The 18,529-nt window shown below is 61.6% G+C and carries 15 protein-coding genes; 12 read left to right on the top strand and 3 right to left on the bottom strand.

Translation table 11 applies throughout. The annotated features are described in order from the left end of the window. Nucleotides 1-21 precede the first annotated feature (21 nt). From ACZ9BX_RS12690 to ACZ9BX_RS12660, 7 genes are all read left to right on the top strand, one after another. On the top strand, nt 22-1,230 hold the full coding sequence (locus ACZ9BX_RS12690) for an acetyl-CoA C-acetyltransferase (RefSeq protein WP_132560166.1): 1,209 nt from the start codon (nt 22-24) through the stop codon (nt 1,228-1,230). Between the two features lie 26 nt (nt 1,231-1,256). Then, a complete protein-coding gene (locus ACZ9BX_RS12685; protein ID WP_132560164.1) occupies nt 1,257-1,448 on the top strand; it encodes a hypothetical protein in 192 nt (63 codons plus the stop codon). Nucleotides 1,449-1,482: 34 nt separating this feature from the next. Further along, nucleotides 1,483-3,699 carry an FAD-dependent oxidoreductase gene (locus ACZ9BX_RS12680; RefSeq protein WP_476218294.1) on the top strand — a complete coding sequence of 739 codons (2,217 nt, stop codon included), beginning with the start codon at nt 1,483-1,485 and terminating at the stop codon, nt 3,697-3,699. A 274-nt stretch (nt 3,700-3,973) separates the two neighbouring features. Beyond that, nucleotides 3,974-4,414 carry a hypothetical protein gene (locus tag ACZ9BX_RS12675; protein WP_476218292.1) on the top strand — a complete coding sequence of 147 codons (441 nt, stop codon included), beginning with the start codon at nt 3,974-3,976 and terminating at the stop codon, nt 4,412-4,414. A 3-nt stretch (nt 4,415-4,417) separates the two neighbouring features. Continuing rightward, nucleotides 4,418-5,644 (top strand): HlyD family secretion protein, encoded by a 1,227-nt coding sequence (locus ACZ9BX_RS12670; RefSeq protein ID WP_476218290.1) that lies wholly within the window; start codon nt 4,418-4,420, stop codon nt 5,642-5,644. A 177-nt stretch (nt 5,645-5,821) separates the two neighbouring features. Then, on the top strand, nt 5,822-6,199 hold the full coding sequence (locus ACZ9BX_RS12665) for a VOC family protein (RefSeq protein WP_476218288.1): 378 nt from the start codon (nt 5,822-5,824) through the stop codon (nt 6,197-6,199). 116 nt (nt 6,200-6,315) lie between these two features. Further along, nucleotides 6,316-6,648 (top strand): hypothetical protein, encoded by a 333-nt coding sequence (locus ACZ9BX_RS12660; RefSeq protein ID WP_476218286.1) that lies wholly within the window; start codon nt 6,316-6,318, stop codon nt 6,646-6,648. A gap of 60 nt (nt 6,649-6,708) precedes the next feature. Here ACZ9BX_RS12660 and ACZ9BX_RS12655 read toward each other — a convergent pair whose 3' ends face one another. Next, nucleotides 6,709-7,911: an MFS transporter gene (locus tag ACZ9BX_RS12655; protein WP_476218284.1), complete on the bottom strand. Its 1,203-nt coding sequence runs from the start codon at nt 7,909-7,911 to the stop codon at nt 6,709-6,711. A gap of 136 nt (nt 7,912-8,047) precedes the next feature. On the opposite strand from ACZ9BX_RS12655, the gene ACZ9BX_RS12650 reads away from it, so the two are divergent. Then, the gene (locus ACZ9BX_RS12650; RefSeq protein ID WP_476218282.1) at nt 8,048-8,635 is read left to right on the top strand and encodes a TetR/AcrR family transcriptional regulator; all 588 of its coding nucleotides are present in this window, start codon (nt 8,048-8,050) and stop codon (nt 8,633-8,635) included. Here ACZ9BX_RS12650 and ACZ9BX_RS12645 read toward each other — a convergent pair. Then, nucleotides 8,595-12,098, bottom strand: a complete 3,504-nt coding sequence (locus tag ACZ9BX_RS12645) for a hybrid sensor histidine kinase/response regulator (RefSeq protein WP_476218280.1) — start codon at nt 12,096-12,098, stop codon at nt 8,595-8,597. The genes ACZ9BX_RS12650 and ACZ9BX_RS12645 overlap by 41 nt on opposite strands. Before the next feature lie 216 nt (nt 12,099-12,314). On the opposite strand from ACZ9BX_RS12645, the gene mscL reads away from it, so the two are divergent. The 4 genes from mscL to ACZ9BX_RS12625 all read left to right on the top strand — a co-directional run bounded on the left by mscL (nt 12,315) and on the right by ACZ9BX_RS12625 (nt 16,422). Further along, nucleotides 12,315-12,749 carry a large conductance mechanosensitive channel protein MscL gene (gene mscL, locus ACZ9BX_RS12640; RefSeq protein ID WP_132560146.1) on the top strand — a complete coding sequence of 145 codons (435 nt, stop codon included), beginning with the start codon at nt 12,315-12,317 and terminating at the stop codon, nt 12,747-12,749. 120 nt (nt 12,750-12,869) lie between these two features. Further along, nucleotides 12,870-14,036, top strand: a complete 1,167-nt coding sequence (locus ACZ9BX_RS12635) for a pyridoxal phosphate-dependent aminotransferase (RefSeq protein WP_476218278.1) — start codon at nt 12,870-12,872, stop codon at nt 14,034-14,036. A 203-nt stretch (nt 14,037-14,239) separates the two neighbouring features. Beyond that, a complete protein-coding gene (gene galE, locus ACZ9BX_RS12630) occupies nt 14,240-15,274 on the top strand; it encodes a UDP-glucose 4-epimerase GalE (RefSeq protein ID WP_476218276.1) in 1,035 nt (344 codons plus the stop codon). An 86-nt stretch (nt 15,275-15,360) separates the two neighbouring features. Further along, complete coding sequence (locus ACZ9BX_RS12625; protein ID WP_476218274.1) at nt 15,361-16,422, top strand: enoyl-CoA hydratase/isomerase family protein; 1,062 nt, start codon at nt 15,361-15,363, stop codon at nt 16,420-16,422. Here ACZ9BX_RS12625 and ACZ9BX_RS12620 read toward each other — a convergent pair. Continuing rightward, nucleotides 16,419-18,479 carry an ATP-dependent helicase gene (locus tag ACZ9BX_RS12620; RefSeq protein WP_476218272.1) on the bottom strand — a complete coding sequence of 687 codons (2,061 nt, stop codon included), beginning with the start codon at nt 18,477-18,479 and terminating at the stop codon, nt 16,419-16,421. The genes ACZ9BX_RS12625 and ACZ9BX_RS12620 overlap by 4 nt on opposite strands. Between the last annotated feature and the right edge of the window lie 50 nt (nt 18,480-18,529).

Genomic DNA, 18,529 nt, shown 5'->3' with positions numbered 1-18,529 from the left:
GCCACCCAGGGAGATGAGACAATGACCGAGGTTTTCATTTACGATCACGTCCGCACGCCGCGCGGCCGCGGCAAGAAGGACGGCTCGCTGCACGAGGTGCCCTCCGTCCGCCTCGCGGCCAAGACGCTGGAGGCGATCCGCGACCGCAACGGGCTCGACACCAAGACGGTCGACGATATCATCATGGGCTGCGTCGATCCGGTGATGGATGCCGGCGCCGTCATCCCCAAGGCCGCCGCCTTCGAGGCCGGCTATTCGACGCACGCCCCCGGCATCCAGATCTCCCGCTTCTGCGCCTCCGGTCTCGATGCCGTGAACTTCGCGGCCGGCAAGATTTCGCAAGGGGCCGATGACATCGTCATTGCCGGCGGCGTCGAAAGCATGTCCCGCGTCGGCCTCGGCATGTCCGGCGGCGCCTGGTTCATGGACCCGTCGGTGAATTTCCCCGCCTATTTCATGCCGCAGGGCGTCTCGGCAGATCTGATCGCCACCAAATACGGTTTTAGCCGCGACGACGTCGACGCCTATGCCGTCGAGAGCCAGAAGCGCGCGGCGAACGCTTGGGAGAAGGGCTACTTCAAGAATTCCGTCATCCCGGTCAAAGACCAGAACGGCCTGACGATCCTCGCTCATGACGAGCACATGCGCCCCGGCACCGATATGCAGGCGCTGGCCTCTCTCAACCCCTCCTTCCAGATGCCTGGCGAGATGGGCGGCTTCGAGGCCGTCGGCATCCAGGCCCATCCGGAGGTCGAGCGCATCAACTACGTCCACCACGCCGGCAATTCCTCGGGCATCGTCGATGGCGCCGCCGCCGTGTTGCTCGGTTCCAAGGCCGGCGGTGAAAGCATGGGCCTCAAGCCCCGTGGCCGCATCAGGGCCTTCGCCAATATCGGCTCCGACCCGGCCCTCATGCTGACCGGCCCCGTCGACGTGACCGAAAAGCTGCTGAAGCGCACTGGCATGCAGCTTTCCGACATCGACCTCTTCGAGCTCAACGAAGCCTTCGCCGCCGTCGTGCTGCGCTACATGCAGGCCTTCGGCATCGATCACGACAAGATCAACGTCAATGGCGGCGCCATCGCCATGGGTCACCCGCTCGGCGCCACCGGCGCGATGATCCTCGGCACGGTGCTGGACGAGCTCGAACGCCGCGATCTCAACACCGCGCTCGTCACCCTCTGCATCGGCGCCGGCATGGGCACGGCGACGGTGATTGAACGCGTCTAAGGGGATTGCAGAGCGGAGACGAGCCAATGAGCCAGAACGAGACGAAACGTCACTTCGAGCTTCGGAATCTGGATAAGGACATGGAACAAGCTTCTGCCGAGGCATCCCATGTCAATCCGAAGGAGCACGCGCGGCGACTGCGGAGCGAGAATCGCTTCCTGCTGGTGTTCCTCGTCTTGGTCATTGGCGTGAGTTGTTACCTACTCGGCGTCTTTTGAAAGCTTGAGAAATTTAGGGAAGAGGAAATCCCCAATGAGCACCTACAAGAACTTCACCGTCAGAACCGACGCCGACGGCATCGCCCTCGTCACCTGGGATATGCCCGGCAAGTCCATGAACGTCTTCACCGAAGAGGTGATGGACGAGCTGAACGCCATCGTCGACGCGACCGTGGCCGATACCGCCATCAAGGGCGTCGTCATCACCTCCGGCAAATCCACCTTCTCCGGCGGTGCGGACCTCTCGATGATCAAGTCGATGTTCACGCTCTACCAACAGGAAAAGGCAGCAAACCCTGAGACAGCTGCGCAAAAACTCTTCGATCTCGTCGGCCGCATGACCGGCCTCTTCCGCAAGCTCGAAACCTGCGGCAAGCCTTGGGTCTCGGCGATCAACGGCACCTGCATGGGCGGCGCCCTGGAAATGTCGCTCGCCTGCCATGGTCGCGTCGCGTCCAATGCCAAGTCGGTCAAGATCGCGCTCCCCGAGGTCAAGGTCGGAATCTTCCCGGGAGCCGGCGGCACGCAGCGCGTCGCGCGCCTTGCTGATGCCCAGTCGGCGCTGCAGATGATGACGACCGGTCAGTCGCTCTCGGCCTCCCGCGCCAAGGCGATGAACCTCGTGCATCAGGTGGTCGAGCCGGATCAGCTGATCGCCGCCGCCAAACAGATGATCAAGGACGGGTTGAAACCCGTGGCCCCCTGGGATGAGAAGGGTTTCAAGGCGCCTGGCGGCGGCATCTGGACTCCGGCGGCCGCCCAGCTCTGGCCCGCCGCACCCGCGATCCTCCGCCGGGAGACCGCCGGCAATTATCCCGGCGCGCTCGCCATTCTCAAATGCGTCTATGAAGGCCTGCAGGTGCCCTTCGATACGGCGCTGAAGATCGAACAGCGCTATTTCACGCAGGTGCTGCAGACCACCGAAGCCTTCTCGATGATCCGCTCCCTCTTCATCTCCATGCAGGAACTCGGCAAGGGCGCCCGCCGCCCGGCAGGCGTGCCCAAGACCGAGCTGAAGAAAGTCGGCGTCGTCGGCGCCGGCTTCATGGGCGCCTCGATCGCCTATGTCACGGCCGCAGCCGGCATCGACGTCACCCTGATCGATCGCGATATGGATGCGGCCAACAAGGGCAAGACGACCGGCGAAGGGCTGGTGAAGGACTCTATCGGTAAGGGACGTCTTACGCAGGAGGAGGGCGCCGCCATCCTCGCCCGCATCACGCCCTCCGTCGATTACGCCGATCTCAAGGACGCCGATCTCGTCATCGAAGCGGTCTTCGAAGATCGCGAGGTCAAGAAGGACGTCATCGAGGCCGTCGAGGAAGTGCTGCCCGAAGGCGCGATCTTCGCCTCCAACACCTCGACCCTGCCGATCACCGGCCTGGCGAAGAATTCCAAGCGCCCAGCCGATTTCATCGGCATCCACTTCTTCTCCCCCGTCGAAAAGATGATGCTGACGGAAGTCATCCTCGGCAAGGAAACCGGCGACAAGGCGCTCGCGGTAGCGCTGGATTACGTCGCAGCCATCAGGAAGACGCCGATCGTCGTCAACGACACCCGCGGCTTCTTCGTCAATCGCTGCGTGCTGCGCTACATGGCCGAAAGCTACGACATGCTGATCGAAGGCGTGCCGCCGGCGATGATCGAGAACGCCGCCAAGATGGCCGGCATGCCGGTCGGCCCGCTGGCGCTGAATGACGAGGTCGCCATCGACCTGTCGCTGAAGATCCTCAACGCCACGGTGGCGGACCTGGGCGACCAAGCCGTCGACCCCCGCCACATGGAGCTCGTCTCCCGCATGGTCGAAAAGGAAGGCCGCTTCGGCCGCAAGAATTCCAAGGGCTTCTACGATTACCCGCCGAAGCCCGCCAAGAAGTCGCTCTGGCCCGACCTCAAGACCTTCTACCCGCAGAAGGATGCGGACAAGATCGACATCAACACCCTGAAGCAGCGCTTCCTGGTCACCATCGCTCTCGAGGCTGCCCGCACCGTGGAAGAGGGCATCGTCACCGACCCCCGCGAAGCCGACGTCGGCTCCATCCTCGGCTTCGGCTTTGCCCCCTATACCGGCGGCGCGCTGAGCTACATCGACGGCATGGGCGCGAAGACCTTCGTGGAGCTCTGCGAAACGTTAGCTACAGCTTACGGATTACATTTTAAGCCGACGGCGCTCTTGAAGGATATGGCGGCGAAGGGCGAGACATTCTACGGGCGGTTTGACCCCTATGCGAAGGAGAAAGAGGCGGCTTGAGCCGCTTCTTTCAGCCTCCACCTGCAAGAGCCCGTGTCATCCAAGTTATGGCAGGCGGTCGCCTTCGTATGATATAGTGAGAAGCATACGCAGAATTGTATGGCATTCTGGACGGTAAATTCATCATGCGGGGAACTTGAAGCCAACAAATTTACCGGACTTGGTGTCAGAAAAATCAAAGCCTGCGATTCTGTGAAAATATATAGAGTTTTCTGCTCATTCTGCTTGTATTGCTGAAGTCATCATGATTCTCCAGCTGGGAGGGGGAATGTAAATGGCGCAATCGATGCATCCGGCCGCGGTTGATCACGTGCCAGGCTTTATTACAGAGCCAGGGCAAGCCGATTATCTCTTCAATGGCGTTGCCATTTTTCTGATTGTTGCCGTTCTCGTGATCGGCAACCTCTACTTCCAGCTCCATGCCGTTCCGGAACGCATGGCGCATCGCACCAACAAGGTGCAGATGGAAGTCGTGGCGGTCCTGGTGCTGATCTCGCTCTTCACGCACAACCATCTCTATTGGATTGCCGGCCTGCTGCTGGCCTTTGTCCGCATCCCGGACTTTAGTACGCCGCTCTACTCGATCGCGCAATCGCTGGCAAAGCTTGCCGGCCGTGATCCAGTAACAAGCGGCGATCCCGCATTGATAACCGAAGAGCCGGTGGAGCCGGCCGAGGTGAAGTCGAAGACCGGTGTGCACGGAGAGGGTGTCTGATCCATGTTCGAGTTGATGCTCTGCTCTATGCTCACCATCTTCCCCGATTATCTTTATCGGCGTTATGTTCAGGGAAAGCGGATCGGTCGCGAAATTACGCTTTACAGCGTGTGGTACGAACTGCGCTGGGGTATTTCCGCCTGCCTGATCCTCACCATTTCGCTGATCACCATGATCTTCTATTTCCATCCCTCGACCAAGAATGTCACGGCGATATTCCGCACGGTGACGATCCTGCCGGAAGCGGTCGGACGCGTCGACGAAGTCTATGTCGGCGTCAACGAGAAGGTGGCCGCCGGTGCACCGCTGTTCCGCCTAGACGACTCGCTGCAGAAAGCCGCGCTGGAGACGGCACGTCGAAAGATCGCGGAAGTCGAAGCGGAAACCGCGGTGGCTCAAACCGAACTGGCCGCTGCAGACGGCCAGATCCAGGAGGCCGAGGGCGCCCTTCAGGTGGCGGTGGACGAATACGAGATGAAGTCCCAGCTGTTGAGGAACGATGCCGTCGCCCGAAGAGAGGTCGTCCGTCTGGAAAACACCGTCGAAAGCCGCAAGGGTGCGGTGAGTGCGGTGCTTGCCAACAAGCAGACTCTCGAAGCCAAGATCAATGTCCTGTTGCCGGCGCAAAAGGCAAGCGCCGAAGCTGCGCAGGCGCAGGCCCAGGTGGAACTGGACAAGACCCTCGTTCGGGCCGGCGTTGCGGGCACCGTGCAGCAGTTCACGCTGCGTCCGGGCGATGTCGTCAACGCGATGCTGCGTCCGGCCGGCATTCTCGTTCCTGCGGAAGCAGGGCGAGGCACCTTGATCGCCGGTTTCGGGCAGATCGAAGCGCAGGTGATGAAGCCTGGAATGATCGCCGAAGCAACCTGCATCGGAAAGCCGTTTACCATCATTCCACTGGTGGTGACTGACGTTCAGGATGTGATCGCGGCTGGACAGTTACGTCCGACGGATCAACTTATCGATGTCCAGCAAATGGCGCGTCCGGGAACCCTGACCGTCTTTCTGCAGCCGCTCTTTCCTGGAGAACTTGATGACATTCCGCCGGGGAGCAGTTGCATCGCCAACGCCTACACGAGCAATCACGAGGCGCTCGCCGACGAGAATATCGGCACGATGCGATGGCTGTTCCTGCATGTTGTCGACGCCGTCGGGCTGGTGCACGCCATGATCTTGCGGATGCAGGCGATGCTCCTCCCCGTGCAGACCCTGGTGTTCTCGGGCCACTGAAGGGCTGCCGGAAATCTCGAGTAGTGAAATGACCGCGTCGGCCGTCGTCGCACGCAAAGCTTGATGGATCGCATTTCTGTGCTTCCGCAAGCCGGCTGCAGTCCTCCCGCCTTTATTGCCGTTGCATCACACGCCGCTCCTCATAAAATCTCCCGCACCACCTTCGGGAGACCTTCCATGGCCACCATCGCTGAAATCGTTTTCGAATCCGAAACCCCCTCGCGCCTTGCCGCCTTCTGGGCGGCCCTCCTCGATGGCTATCAAATCCGCCCCTATGACGAGGCCGAAATCAGCCGGCTGGCGAAGCTTGGCTTTACGGCGGAGACGGATCCGACGGTGATGGTGGATGGCCCTGGCCCGTCGCTCTGCTTCCAGCGCGTCCCGCTGCGCGATTACAGCAATAACCGGGTCCATTTGGACATCGCCGTCGATGATGTTCCGGCCATGATCGAACGCATCATCGCGCTTGGCGGCAGGGTCCAGCGAAAGGAAGCAGGCTATACCGTCATGAAGGACCCGGAAGGCAACCAGTTCTGCATCGTGCCTATGCGATAGGGAAATCGCCTTGCAGCGAATCAACCTCCCACTTTCCCCACCGCGCATGAAAAAATTTTCGACCCCACCAAAAATCAATCGCTTACAAAAGATTTCCGTCATTTTTCGCCTTTGTCATGCGCGCTCTTCCGGTGCGGGAAGAGGAAGCGGAGCTGATCGCGCGTTACGGCGTGCTCCCCGAGGATGAATTCTACGATCTGCCGTTTGAAATTCGGGGCGAAGTGTCATTGGTCAACACCCGCCGTTTCACGAGTTTACTGGGCTACTGGCGTGATTGCCGCCTGCCGCGGTGCCGCCGCGCGAAGGCCGGCCTCGGCGAGCTCCGGCCGCAGGGCAGGGTGGATATCCGCGACAGCGCCCGCCCTGCGCCCATAACAACGACGAGCGTCACGACATCCTGCTCAACGGGCCGGAGCATTATGAGGAGCACCTGCGCCGCCATGCGCTGATCGGAGGGAGCCGTCTGCGCGATGCGGAGAATGAGGAAAACGGCGCATGAAGCGCAGGGCTCAGGCCACCGCAGTCTTTGCCCGTTCGGCGCGCACGGCCATCAGCCCGGCGAAGCTGACCAGAATGATCGCCGTCGCATAGATATCGGTCGTCGGCGCGTAACCGAGCGATTTTGCCAGGAAGCCAGCGAGAATTGCGGGCAGGCTGAAGGCGAGGTAGCTCTGGATGTAGAAGGCCGAAAGCAGTCCGGCGCGCTCGTCGGGCTTGGCAAGCGGCAGGATGGTTCCGACCGAGCCAAGGAAGTTCGTGCCAAAGCCCATGCCGGTGAAAAGCGTGCCGAGGATCAGCACCGGCACGTTCGTCAGATGCACGCCGGCGACGACCGTCAACATGCCGAGCGTTGTCGCCGAAACGCCGAAGGTGAGGTTCGCCCGCGGGCTTTTGGCCCGGCGCAGGAAGACGGCGGCCGCCCCCGAAAGCATCAATGCCGTCACCACCGCTCCGCCCGTCAGCGGCGCCCGGTTGCCGGTCGTCGAGACCACGAGGGAAGGCACGAGCGAGAGGTAGAAACCGCCGAGCGTCCAGTTGGCGATATTGATCGGCGTAACGAGTGCCAGTGGCCGCTTCGCCTGCGCCGGGATCGCGATACGGGGTTTCAGTGAGCCGATGACGCCCGGCCGGGTGCCGCCGGTTTCCGCCGTCAGCCAGATTGCCAGCGCCTGGACCACGAAGGCGGCAAGCAGCAGGCCGTAGACGAAATGCAGCGGGAAGGGGCCGTACTGGATGAGCGCACTGGTGCCGACCGCGCCGACCGCCATGCCGGAAAGTGGCGCGATCGAATTGACGAGCTGGCCTTTTACCCGGTCGATGTCGACAAGTGCCGCCCCGATCGAGGCGCCCGCAATGCCGGTCGCAAGCCCCTGCACGATCCGCGCCGCGATCAGCCAGCCCGGTCCGCTTGCTACCGTAAACAGTACCATTGCCGCGATCTCCATGGTGAGCGCGCCGAAGATCACCGGCTTGCGGCCGAGATGATCGGAGATCGACCCGGCAATCAGCAGCGCCGCCAGAAGCGCGAAGGCATAGACCGCGAAGATCACCGTGATCAGCACCGGCGAAACCGCAAAGCTCTCTTCGTAAATCCGGTAAAGCGGCGTCGGCGCTGCCGACGCGCCGAAGAAGGTGGCGAGCGTCACGGCATGGAAGGCGATCGGGTTTTTCGGGGAAGCGGCAGTCTCTCTGGATTTGCTGACCGAGAACATCTATATACCCCTTAAAGCTAAATCGTTGCGTTTGCCTGATGTAGGGGATGCCGCGTTAAAAGCAAATTATTTGCGTTAATGGTACTATCAAAGTTTTTGAACCATAAGCGCCGGGTGGAAAACGTGGGTTGAAGGCATGGCAGGAAAGGAAGGCCCGCGTCCGGGCGGCAGGAGCGCAAGGGTCCAGGCGTCGGTCCATAAAGCCGTGCGGTCCCTGCTTTCGAAGATGGATCGTGCGGAGGTGACCGTCCCACTGATCGCTGTGGAAGCCGGCGTGACGCCCTCCACGATTTATCGCCGCTGGGGCGACCTGCAGGAATTGCTGGCCGACGTCGCCGTTGAGCGCTTGCGTCCGGATATGGAGCCGATCGACACCGGCAGCGCGCAGCAGGACCTGCAGACCTGGGCGGAGCAATATTCCGAGGAAATGTCGTCAGGCCCGGGCCGTGAGATGATCCGCGACGTGCTCGCCGCACAGGGCGGCACCGGCGCTTACCAGTGCTGCGGCTATACGATGCAGCAGATCAAAATGATCGCCGCGCGCGCCGCGTCTCGCGGCGAGAGTTTTCCGGAGGTCGACGCCGTCATGGACCGTGTCGTTTCGCCGATCATGTATCGAATTCTCTTCGGCAACGCGCCCTCGACCGACCGCGTCCGCGACTTGGTGAACGGCGTCATGGAGATCACTCCGCCGCGGCACGCTTCAGCCCGGAAATCTGCGTGATGAAGGCGCGAAGCGCCGCCGGGCGCACCGGCTTGTGCTGGATGGCGATGCCATGGCGCTCCGCCTCCACCCTGACCTCCGGCGTCCGGTCGGCGGTCACCAGCAGCGCCGGAAGATCGGTCTCGAAGCGCTCCCGCAAATTCAGGATCGCGGAAATCCCGGTTCCGTCGCCGAGATGATAGTCCGCGATGATGAGATCGGGCGCGGGTTGACGCGTGCCGAAGGTCGAAGCCGCGGCAAGGGAGTGGATGGCCTCCACCTCGCAGCCCCAGCCGGAAATCAGGAGACGCATGCCTTCGAGGATCTTCGCTTCGTTGTCGATGCAGAGGATCCTGAGCCCCTTGAGCGGCTGCGGAACACGATCGGCCGGTGCGTGGGAAGGAGAGGTCTCGCTCACTTTCGAAACATCGAGCGGCATGACGATGCGGAAATCCGTGCCCTTGCCATGAGTCGAATGCAGCTCGACTGGATGGTTGAGGACGCGGGCGATGCGGTCGACGATCGAAAGGCCGAGCCCGAGGCCGGAGGCCGTCTTCGCGCCTTCGTCGAGCCGCGCGAATTCCTTGAACACGGTGCGGAATTTCGAAGGCGGAATGCCGATGCCCGAATCCATCACCTGGATCACCACCTGGTTGCCCCGCCGCCGGGCCCCAACGAGCACCTTGCCGGTCAACGTATATTTGATGGCGTTGGAAACGAGGTTCTGCACGAGGCGCCGCAGCAGGTTGGGGTCGGAGCGGACCTTTAGCGATGTCGGCATGATGACAAGCTTCAGTTTCTTCGCCCGGGCAACCGGCGCGAAATCGGTCTCGATGCGTGCGAGCAGGCCGGCAAGCGGCACGGATGTCAGCCGCGGCCGCATGGCGCCGGTGTCGAGCCTCGAGATATCGAGAACGGCGCCCAGGATGGTCTCGACCGATTCCAGCGCGGAATCGATATTGCGCACGATCGGACCGTTTTCGGACTGCGCGATACGCTCGACGAGCGCGGAGGAATAAAGCCGCGCCGCATTCAGCGGCTGCAAGATGTCGTGGCCGGCAGCGGCAAAGAAACGGGTCTTGCCGATGTTCGCCTCATCGGCGGCCGCCCTCGCCTCGCCAAGTTCGCGGTTGACACGCGTCAGTTCCGCCGTTCGCTGGGCGACGCGCTGCTCTAGCGTTTCGTTTGCCTGCTTCAGTGCCTGGTCGGCCGCCACGCGCTGGGTAATGTCGGTAAAGGTCGCAACGATGCCCTTGTCCGGCATGGCGTTGGACCGCACTTCGATAATCCTCTCACCGCCACCGAGAACGAGGGAGAAGGGTTTGTCGAGCGTCAGAAAATGCCGGACGGTTTGGCTGAGTTCGGCGGCCGGGATGTCGCCGCGCTGGCTCAAGATCGCCACGATCTCCGAAAGCGGAAAGCCGACACGGCCGACATCTTCCGGCAGGTCGAGAAGCTGGCGGAAGCGACGGTTCCAGATCGTCAGCTGATTGGAGCTGTCGAAGACGGCAATGCCCTGGTCCATCTGCGAAAGCGCCGTCTGCAGCATGTCCTGATTGTATTGCAGCGCTTCGCTTGCCTGGTCGAGCAGCCAAGCCGTATCGGCGGACGCGTCCTCCGTCTTCTGCAGGATTAGCGAAAGCACCAGCCGCGCGGAGGAAGAACCGATGGCGCTGCCGAGCAATTGTTCGGTGAAGTGGATGAGCGCCATGTCGGCCGGCTGGTCGTCCTCCAGCCTGCGGCCGGAATTCTGTTCGTATGTCGCAAGCGACCGCTGCATGCGCTCTTCGCCGAGATAGCGCGAGATTGCCGTTTTCAGATCACCGACGCTGATGCGGGTCTTCCATCCGCGGGTCGCAAATTGCGAGCGCGACTGCCGCTTCACGAAGATGCCCGCCTGGATGCGCTCCAGTGGACGGGCGTTGCGCGTCATCGAGCCGATGATGAAGAAGCCGGTATTGATGAGCAGGCTCATCGCCGTGGCGTTGACCAGCGGATCGGCGTTCACCGACGCAAAGAGCGCCGTGCCCGGGAAGATGAAGCTGAGGAAGGCGGTGGCGACATAGGAATAATCCGGCCCGCCGAGCGAAGGCAGGAAAAGCAGGTAGAACCAGATAACGAAGCCGGACGTGAGGCCAAGGATGGCGCCGCGCGCGTTCGCCCGCCGCCAGATAAGGCCGCCGAAAAGCGCAGGCGCGATCTGGGCGATCGCGGCGAAGGACAGGAGGCCGATCGAGGCGAGACCCGCCGTGCTGTCAGTCGAGCGGTAATAGGCGTAGCCGAGCAGAAGCACAGCGAAGATCGCGCTGCGGCGGATGTTGAGGAGGCTCTTCGCAAAGTTGTCGCGCTGGCCGGCACGTCCGGCGAGCTTCCGGCGCAGGAAGATCGGCATGATAATGTCGTTCGACACCATGATCGAAAGCGCGACGGAATCGACGATGACCATCGCTGTCGCTGCCGAAAAACCGCCAATGAAGGTAATCAGCGAAACCAGCCACATCTGGCCGGCAATGGGCAGCGACAGTACGTAAAAATCGGCGTTGCCCGCGCCGCCAAAGATCAGCAGGCCGCCGATTGCCACCGGAAGTACGAAGAGATTGATGGCGACGAGATAGATCGGAAAGAGATAGCCCGCGAGCCGCAGCTGCTTCGCCGAGCGGTTTTCAACGACGGTGACGTGAAATTGGCGCGGCAATAAGATGATCGCAAAGGCCGACAGCACGATCAGCGTGATCCAGCGGCTGACCGGCGTCCGGAAGTCAAGGGTTGCGTTGACCAACTCGTTGTCCACGCTTTTCCGCCAAAGGTCGGCAGGCCCGTCGAACAGGAACCAGACGACGCAGACACCGGCGGTCAGGAAGGCGACGAGCTTGACGAGAGATTCCATCGAAACGGCGAGGATCAGGCCGTCCTGGTGCTCGGTCGCATCGGTATGCCGCGTGCCGAACATGACGGCGAAACAGGCAAGCACCAAGGTCGCGATCAGCGGCAGGTCGAGGAAGTAGAGATTGCCGCTGCCGATGCCGTAATCCGACGGATTGACGATTGCGGTCACGGTGCTGCTGATCGCCTTCAGCTGTAGTGCGATATAGGGGATTGTGCCGACCAGCGAGATCAGCGCCACCGTCGTCGCGACCGTCGGATTCTTTCCGTAGCGGGCGGCGATGAAATCCGCGACGGAGGTAAGCTTTTCGGCCTTTGCAAGCTCGATGATCCGGCGCAGCACCGGCATGCCGAGCGTGAAGACGAGGATCGGGCCGATATAGATGCCGGCAAATTCCAGGCCGCGCTGAGAGGCAAGCCCGACGCTGCCGAAATAGGTCCAGGAAGTGCAGTAGATCGCAAGGCTGAGCGCATAGACGACCGGCCAGCCGCCGTCTGGTATGCCCAGCTTCTGGCTTCTACGGTCGCCATAGCTTGCGACCGCGAACAGCAGCAGCAGGTAGCCGAAGGCAAAAGCGATGATGACCCAGCCTGGCAGCATTGACCCTCCACCGGCGCACGATCCGCCGGTTCTCCCAGAAGACATCAAGACTAAGGGAAATCGTCTGACTTGGAAATTGCGATGATCTAGGCATTAAGTCCAAGATGCGGGAAGACCCCCGGCTGTTTCAATTTTGCAATTGAATAATCAATCAAGAGATGTAGCTAATAAAAACAACGGACTATCGTCAGGGTACATCAGAGGGAGACAGATCGGATGCTCAATGAGTTCAAGGCCTTTATCGCCCGAGGCAACGTCATGGACCTTGCCGTCGGCGTCATCATTGGCGGTGCTTTCGGCGGCATCGTCAAATCGCTGGTCGACGATATCATCATGCCGATCGTCGGTGCCCTTTTCGGCGGGTTCGATTTTTCCAACTACTTCGTTGGACTTTCATCTGCGGTCAACGCGCCGACGCTTGCCGCCGCCCGTGCGCAGGGCGCCGTCTTCGCCTATGGCAATTTCATCACCGTGATCATCAATTTCCTGATCCTTGCCTGGATCATCTTCCTGATGATCAAGGGCGTGAACTTGCTGCGCAAACAGGTCGAGCGCAACGAGCAAAAGGCAGCGGAAGAGGCACCGCCGCCGGCTGATGTCGCGCTCCTGACGGAAATCCGCGATCTGCTGGCCAGGCGCCCGGCAGTTTGATCGGGTTCGGAGCCCTGTATTTAACAGGGCTCATTCATAACGAAAATCGATACCGCATCACGCATTCTCATGGGATTCGTCCCCGGTTTTGCTTTATGAAGGCGAAAACCGGAGATCTTCATGTCGATTATGAATAGCCTCAGCCCGCGCGCCGTTTCGGCGCCAGAAAGCGGGATCGTCGAAGTCGTCAATTATGCCCGTGGCCGCGACGGCCTGCTGCCGCTCTGGGTCGGCGAGGGCGATCTTCCGACGCCGGACTTCATCAGCACGGCGGCAATGGATGCGTTGGCAGAGGGCGAGACCTTCTACACGTGGCAGCGCGGCATTCCGGAGCTTCGTCAGGCGCTATCAAATTACTACGCCCGGCATTTCGGCGTCACGCTGCCGATGGAGCATTTCTATGTGACCGGATCGGGCATGCAGGCGATCCAGATCGCTGTGCAGGCGCTGACCTCGCCGGGAGACGAGCTGGTCTATCTGACGCCCGCCTGGCCGAATATCGCCGCCGCACTTGAAATTGCCGGAGCCCGTTCGGTCGGCGTCCAGCTACAGTTCGAAGGTGGCAAATGGGCGGTCGATCTCAACAGTATCGATGCGGCGATCACGCCGAAAACAAGAGCGCTTTTCGTTAACACGCCATCCAACCCGACAGGCTGGACCGCGACAAGAAAAGACCTCGCAGACATCCTCGAACTCGCCCGCAAGCACGATCTCTGGATCATGGCGGACGAGATTTACGCCCGCTATTTCTATGCCGGCGGGCGGGCACCTTCTTTCCTCGACGTCATGTCGCCGGACGACAAGATCATGTTCGTCAATTCGTTCTCGAAGAATTGGTCGATGACCGGCTGGCGCGTCGGCTGGATCGTAGCGCCGCCGGAAACGGGGCAGGTGCTTGAAAACCTGATCCAGTATTCGACCTCGGGCGTTGCGCAATTCATGCAGAAAGGTGCGGTCGCAGCCCTCAACGAAGGCGACGGGTTCGTCGAGGCCAATGTCCGGAAAGCGGCACTTTCCCGCGACATTCTTTGTGATGCGCTAATGGCCACAAACCGCGTCGAGACGTTGAAGCCGGACGGTGCGCTTTACGCCTTCCTGAAGATCGACGGCGTCACCGACAGCCGCAAGGCGGCGTTGGATATCGTCGACAAAACAGGCGTTGGCCTGGCGCCCGGTACCGCCTTCGGCGCAGGCGGCGAACTCTTCCTGCGAGCCTGCTTCCTGCGCGATCCGCAGCAGGTCAAGGCAGCAGCCGACAAGCTCTGCGATTACATTCTGAAGCTCTGACCACCAAGGCCCGGCCTCGCTGTCGGGCCTTTTTGATGCCCGAAACGATAGTTCGCTAAAATTGTAGCAAAGGTGGAAATCAGCCCCTAACCACAGCATCAAACTTACCGGTCCAAAGGTGCCAGAACGGGCGCTCGATAAGAAAATCTGAAAGGAATAACCGCGTCAGATACCCCCGTCCGATAGAAAAAGGGGGCGGGGATATGTCAATTTTGGTGACGGGCGGTGCCGGCTACATCGGCAGCCACATGGTCTGGGCACTGCTCGATGCAGGCGAGAACGTCGTCGTCCTTGATCGCCTTTCCACCGGCTTTCGCTGGGCGGTCGCGCCAGCGGCGCGCTTCTACCTAGGAGATGTCGCCGATGCCGAGGTTTTGAAGACGATCTTCATCGAGAACGATATCGAGGCGATCATCCATTTCGCAGGTTCCGCGGTCGTTCCGGCCTCGGTTGCCGATCCGCTTTCCTATTACGACAACAATTCCGGCAAGACGCGTGCGCTGATGAGCGCGGCGATCGCTGCCGGGGTGCGCCACCTCGTCTTCTCATCGACGGCGGCGGTCTACGGTCCGCAGAAGGGTTCCGAGCCGGTGAAGGAAACCGCGCCGCTCAATCCGGAAAACCCCTATGGCCAATCGAAGTTGATGACCGAATTCATGCTGCGCGACGCTGCTGCGGCCTATGATTTCGACTATGTGACGCTGCGCTATTTCAACGTCGCGGGTGCCGATCCGCACGGGCGAGCCGGACAATCGACCAGCGGTGCGACGCATCTCATCAAGGTCGCCTGCGAGGCCGCACTCGGCAGGCGAGACAGCGTGCATGTCTACGGCATCGACTACCCGACGCATGACGGCACCGGCGTGCGCGACTATATCCATGTCACCGATCTCGCTGAGGCCCACCTCAAGGCGCTGCAGCATCTGCGAAGGGGTAAAGGATCGCTGGTGGCGAATTGCGGCTATGGTTCGGGCTATTCGGTGCTGGATGTGCTGAACATGGTGACGCGCCTGCATGGTCACGCGTTCAAGATCCATATGGCGCCCCGCCGTCCGGGCGATGCCGCAAGCGTCGTCGCCGACGCTAGCTTGGCGCATCGCATGCTGGAGTGGACGCCGAAATACGACTCACTGGAGACGATCGTCCGTAGCGCGCTGGATTGGGAACTGGAATTGATCACGCGTCGGGTCGAGGATCTGCACGAAATGCGCCGCGCGCTTGCCGCCGCATCCTTCTGACTGGTCTTTGTTGATGCAAAGTCCACTGGAATGAAGCGGCCCGCCTGTTTATTGATAGGAGGGTCAATCGAGGGCGGACCGTGGACATGCAGAACAATCACGAGCGCGAAGTCATTATCGAACGGCGCGGCACGGCGGGCATCATCCGGCTCAACCGGCCGCGAGCTCTGAACAGCCTGACACTCGACATGGTGCGCATGATCGAGACCGCGCTTGACGAGTTCGCGGAGGATGACGGTATCACAAGTGTGGTGGTGACCGGCGAGGGTGATCGCGGCTTCTGCGCCGGTGGGGATATTCGCGTTCTGCATGAAAGCGGGCGTTCGAATACCGACGTAGCCGAGACGTTCTGGCGCGAGGAGTTCACACTCAATCACCGCATCGCAAACTACGCCAAACCCTATATCGCACTGATGGACGGCATCACCATGGGCGGCGGCGTCGGCCTTTCCGCGCACGGGCAGCACCGCATCGTGACAGAGCGGACGAGGCTTGCGATGCCGGAGACCGGCATCGGCTATTTCCCGGACGTCGGAGCGACCTGGCTGCTGCCGCGCATGCCCGGCGAAACGGGAACCTGGGCAGGATTGACCGGGCAGGAGCTGAATGCGGCCGACGCCATCTATGCCGGCCTTGCCGATTTTGAGATCCCGTCGTCGCGGCTGCCAGATGTCATCGATGCGTTGGCGCGGATGCCGGCCGGCTCGTCGCCGGTAGCTTGTGATGCGCTGCTGAAACATCTTTCCGGCAAGCCGGGCGAAAGCCGCTTGCAGGCCATTCGTCCGTCGATCGACCATGCCTTCTGTTTCGATCGCGTCGAAGAGATTCTGGAAGCGCTTGCCGCTGACAAAGGCGAATTCGCCGCCAAGACACGGAAGACCCTGCAGACGCGTTCGCCAACGAGCCTAAAATTGACCCTGCGTCTGCTGAGGGAGGGGCGGCGAAGCGCAAGCCTCGCCGAATGCCTGAACCGCGAGCTAGGTGCTGGCCTGCAAACATTGAAGTCCGCGGATTTTTATGAAGGCGTGCGTGCGGCGGTGATCGACAAGGATCGAAATCCAAAATGGTTGCCCGCGACCATCGAGGCGGTGAATGAAGAGGTGATCGCGCCGTTCCTCAAACCGCCCAGTAGCCCTCTTGCCCTCTAGCGCCACATGCCGCGCATGCGAGCGCCGACATCAATTCGAATCTGGCGCGCCTGCTGCGCGGATGCGTTCTCGCTTTTGCCCTGCGGCCAGCCGCAGACTTCAAAAAACTGCAGCAGCGTCGCCGGGATGAAGCGGGTGCGCGAGGCATAGACGTGCCGGTCACCCTGCGCGTTTTGCCCGTGCGTGAAGAAACGCTGCGGGACGACGAGATCGAGATTGTCCCTGGCGCGCGTCATCGCGACATAGAGCAGGCGCCGCTCCTCCTCTATTTCCGCGCTGGTGCCGACGCCGAGGTCCGACGGAATGCAGCCGTCGACGACGTTCAGCATGAAGACCTTGGTCCACTCCTGGCCCTTGGCGGAATGGATAGTCGAAAGGATCAGGTAGTCCTCGTCAAGCAGCGGCACGCCCGCCTGGTCGCTGGTCGCGTCAGGAGGATCGAGCGTCAGTTCGGTCAGGAAGCGCTCGCGCGAGGGATAGCCGCCGGCGATCTGCTCGAGTTGCAGGAGGTCGGCCTGACGCGTTGCGGCGTCCTCGTGCAGCCGCTCGAGATGCGGCTGATACCATTCCCGGACCAGACCGATTTCGGCGGGCCAGCCGGCTTTCCCCGTCTTCAGCTCCTGCATGACCGAAACGAACGAGACCCAATCCTCGCCGGCGCGCGGCGGAGCGGACATGGCTGCGAGCGCCTGCAATGGGTTTGGGTCCTCCGCCATCTGGTCGAGCGCCCGCTGGGCCGTCGAAGGCCCGACGCCCGGCAGGATCTGCATCAGCCGGAAGCCGGCAACCCGGTCGCGCGGATTGAGAGCGAAGCGGAGCGCGGCCAGCATATCCTTGACATGCGCGCTATCGAGGAATTTCAGGCCGCCGAATTTCACGAAGGGAATGTTGCGGCGCGTGAGTTCGATTTCCAGCGCGCCGCTATGGTGCGAGGCGCGGAAGAGCACGGCCTGGCTTTTCAGCCGCGTGCCCTCTTCGCGGTTCTCCAACACCTTGTCGGCGACATACCGGGCCTGGTCGGCCTCGTCGCGCACGGTGACGAGGCGCGGGCGTTCGCCGGATTGCCGCTCTGTCCAGAGGTTCTTCGTGAAACGTTCCGAGGCGAGATCGATGACGGCATTGGCCGCGGCGAGAATAGGTTGCGTCGACCGGTAATTCCGGTCGAGCGTCACGATGCTGGCTGCCGGGGTGAACAAGGCCGGGAAATCGAGGATGTTGCGGACTGTGGCCGCGCGGAAGGAATAGATCGACTGCGCATCGTCGCCGACGACGGTCAGCCCCTGTCCCTCAGGCTTCAAAGCAAGCAGGATCGAGGCCTGCAGCCGGTTCGTATCCTGATATTCGTCGACGAGCACATGATCGAAGCGGCCGCCGATATCCTCGGCGATCATTGGTTCGGCAACCATTTGCGACCAGTAGAGCAGCAAGTCGTCGTAATCGAGGACGTTCTGGTTCTGTTTGGCCCCGACATAGGCGGCGAAAAGTTCGCGGAGCTGTTTTTCCCATGCGGCGCACCAGGGGAAGGCGTCACGCAGGATCAGAGACAATTCCGTTTCCGAATTCACGGCCCGGGAATAGATCGCAAGACAGGTCCCCTTGGTCGGGAAGCGGCTTTCCATCTTCGAGAAGCCGAGCTCGTGACGAACGAGGTTCATCAGGTCCGCGCTGTCTTCGCGGTCGTGGATGGTGAAGGCGGAGTCGACGCCGATCTGCTCGGCATAGTCGCGAAGCAGCCGCGCGCCGATCCCGTGAAAGGTGCCGCTCCAGGCCAGCGCATCGGCCATGATGCCGGAATTGCTGCCGAGGACCTGAGTGCAAATGCGCTCGACGCGGCGCGCCATCTCGCCGGCCGCCCGGCGGGAGAAAGTCATCAGCAGGATGCGGCGCGGGTCGGCGCCTTTGACGATCAGATGGGCGACGCGGTGCGCCAGCGTGTTGGTCTTGCCGGAACCCGCGCCGGCGATGACGAGCAGCGGGCCGGCGACATGGCTGCCGCCGGCAAGCGTGCCGTGTTCGACCGCCATGCGCTGCTGTGGATTGAGCTTTTCGAGATACATCCAGCCGTCCGTTGGTGTCCGCGCGCCGTTACGGCACGGACAGATTAGGT

This window comes from Rhizobium sp. USDA 3886, assembly GCF_056279785.1.
Note: the sequence above shows the minus strand (reverse complement) of the source record. Positions and strands in the feature narration are given on the sequence as shown.

Bases quoted from the DNA above. Each gene is read 5' to 3' on its own strand.
- ACZ9BX_RS12690 (WP_132560166.1), top strand. From the start codon at position 22: ATGACCGAGGTTTTCATTTACGATCACGTCCGCACGCCGCGCGGCCGC.
- ACZ9BX_RS12685 (WP_132560164.1), top strand. From the start codon at position 1,257: ATGAGCCAGAACGAGACGAAACGTCACTTCGAGCTTCGGAATCTGGAT.
- ACZ9BX_RS12680 (WP_476218294.1), top strand. From the start codon at position 1,483: ATGAGCACCTACAAGAACTTCACCGTCAGAACCGACGCCGACGGCATC.
- ACZ9BX_RS12675 (WP_476218292.1), top strand. From the start codon at position 3,974: ATGGCGCAATCGATGCATCCGGCCGCGGTTGATCACGTGCCAGGCTTT.
- ACZ9BX_RS12670 (WP_476218290.1), top strand. From the start codon at position 4,418: ATGTTCGAGTTGATGCTCTGCTCTATGCTCACCATCTTCCCCGATTAT.
- ACZ9BX_RS12665 (WP_476218288.1), top strand. From the start codon at position 5,822: ATGGCCACCATCGCTGAAATCGTTTTCGAATCCGAAACCCCCTCGCGC.
- ACZ9BX_RS12660 (WP_476218286.1), top strand. From the start codon at position 6,316: ATGCGCGCTCTTCCGGTGCGGGAAGAGGAAGCGGAGCTGATCGCGCGT.
- ACZ9BX_RS12655 (WP_476218284.1), bottom strand. From the start codon at position 7,911: ATGTTCTCGGTCAGCAAATCCAGAGAGACTGCCGCTTCCCCGAAAAAC.
- ACZ9BX_RS12650 (WP_476218282.1), top strand. From the start codon at position 8,048: ATGGCAGGAAAGGAAGGCCCGCGTCCGGGCGGCAGGAGCGCAAGGGTC.
- ACZ9BX_RS12645 (WP_476218280.1), bottom strand. From the start codon at position 12,098: ATGCTGCCAGGCTGGGTCATCATCGCTTTTGCCTTCGGCTACCTGCTG.
- mscL (WP_132560146.1), top strand. From the start codon at position 12,315: ATGCTCAATGAGTTCAAGGCCTTTATCGCCCGAGGCAACGTCATGGAC.
- ACZ9BX_RS12635 (WP_476218278.1), top strand. From the start codon at position 12,870: ATGTCGATTATGAATAGCCTCAGCCCGCGCGCCGTTTCGGCGCCAGAA.
- galE (WP_476218276.1), top strand. From the start codon at position 14,240: ATGTCAATTTTGGTGACGGGCGGTGCCGGCTACATCGGCAGCCACATG.
- ACZ9BX_RS12625 (WP_476218274.1), top strand. From the start codon at position 15,361: ATGCAGAACAATCACGAGCGCGAAGTCATTATCGAACGGCGCGGCACG.
- ACZ9BX_RS12620 (WP_476218272.1), bottom strand. From the start codon at position 18,479: ATGTATCTCGAAAAGCTCAATCCACAGCAGCGCATGGCGGTCGAACAC.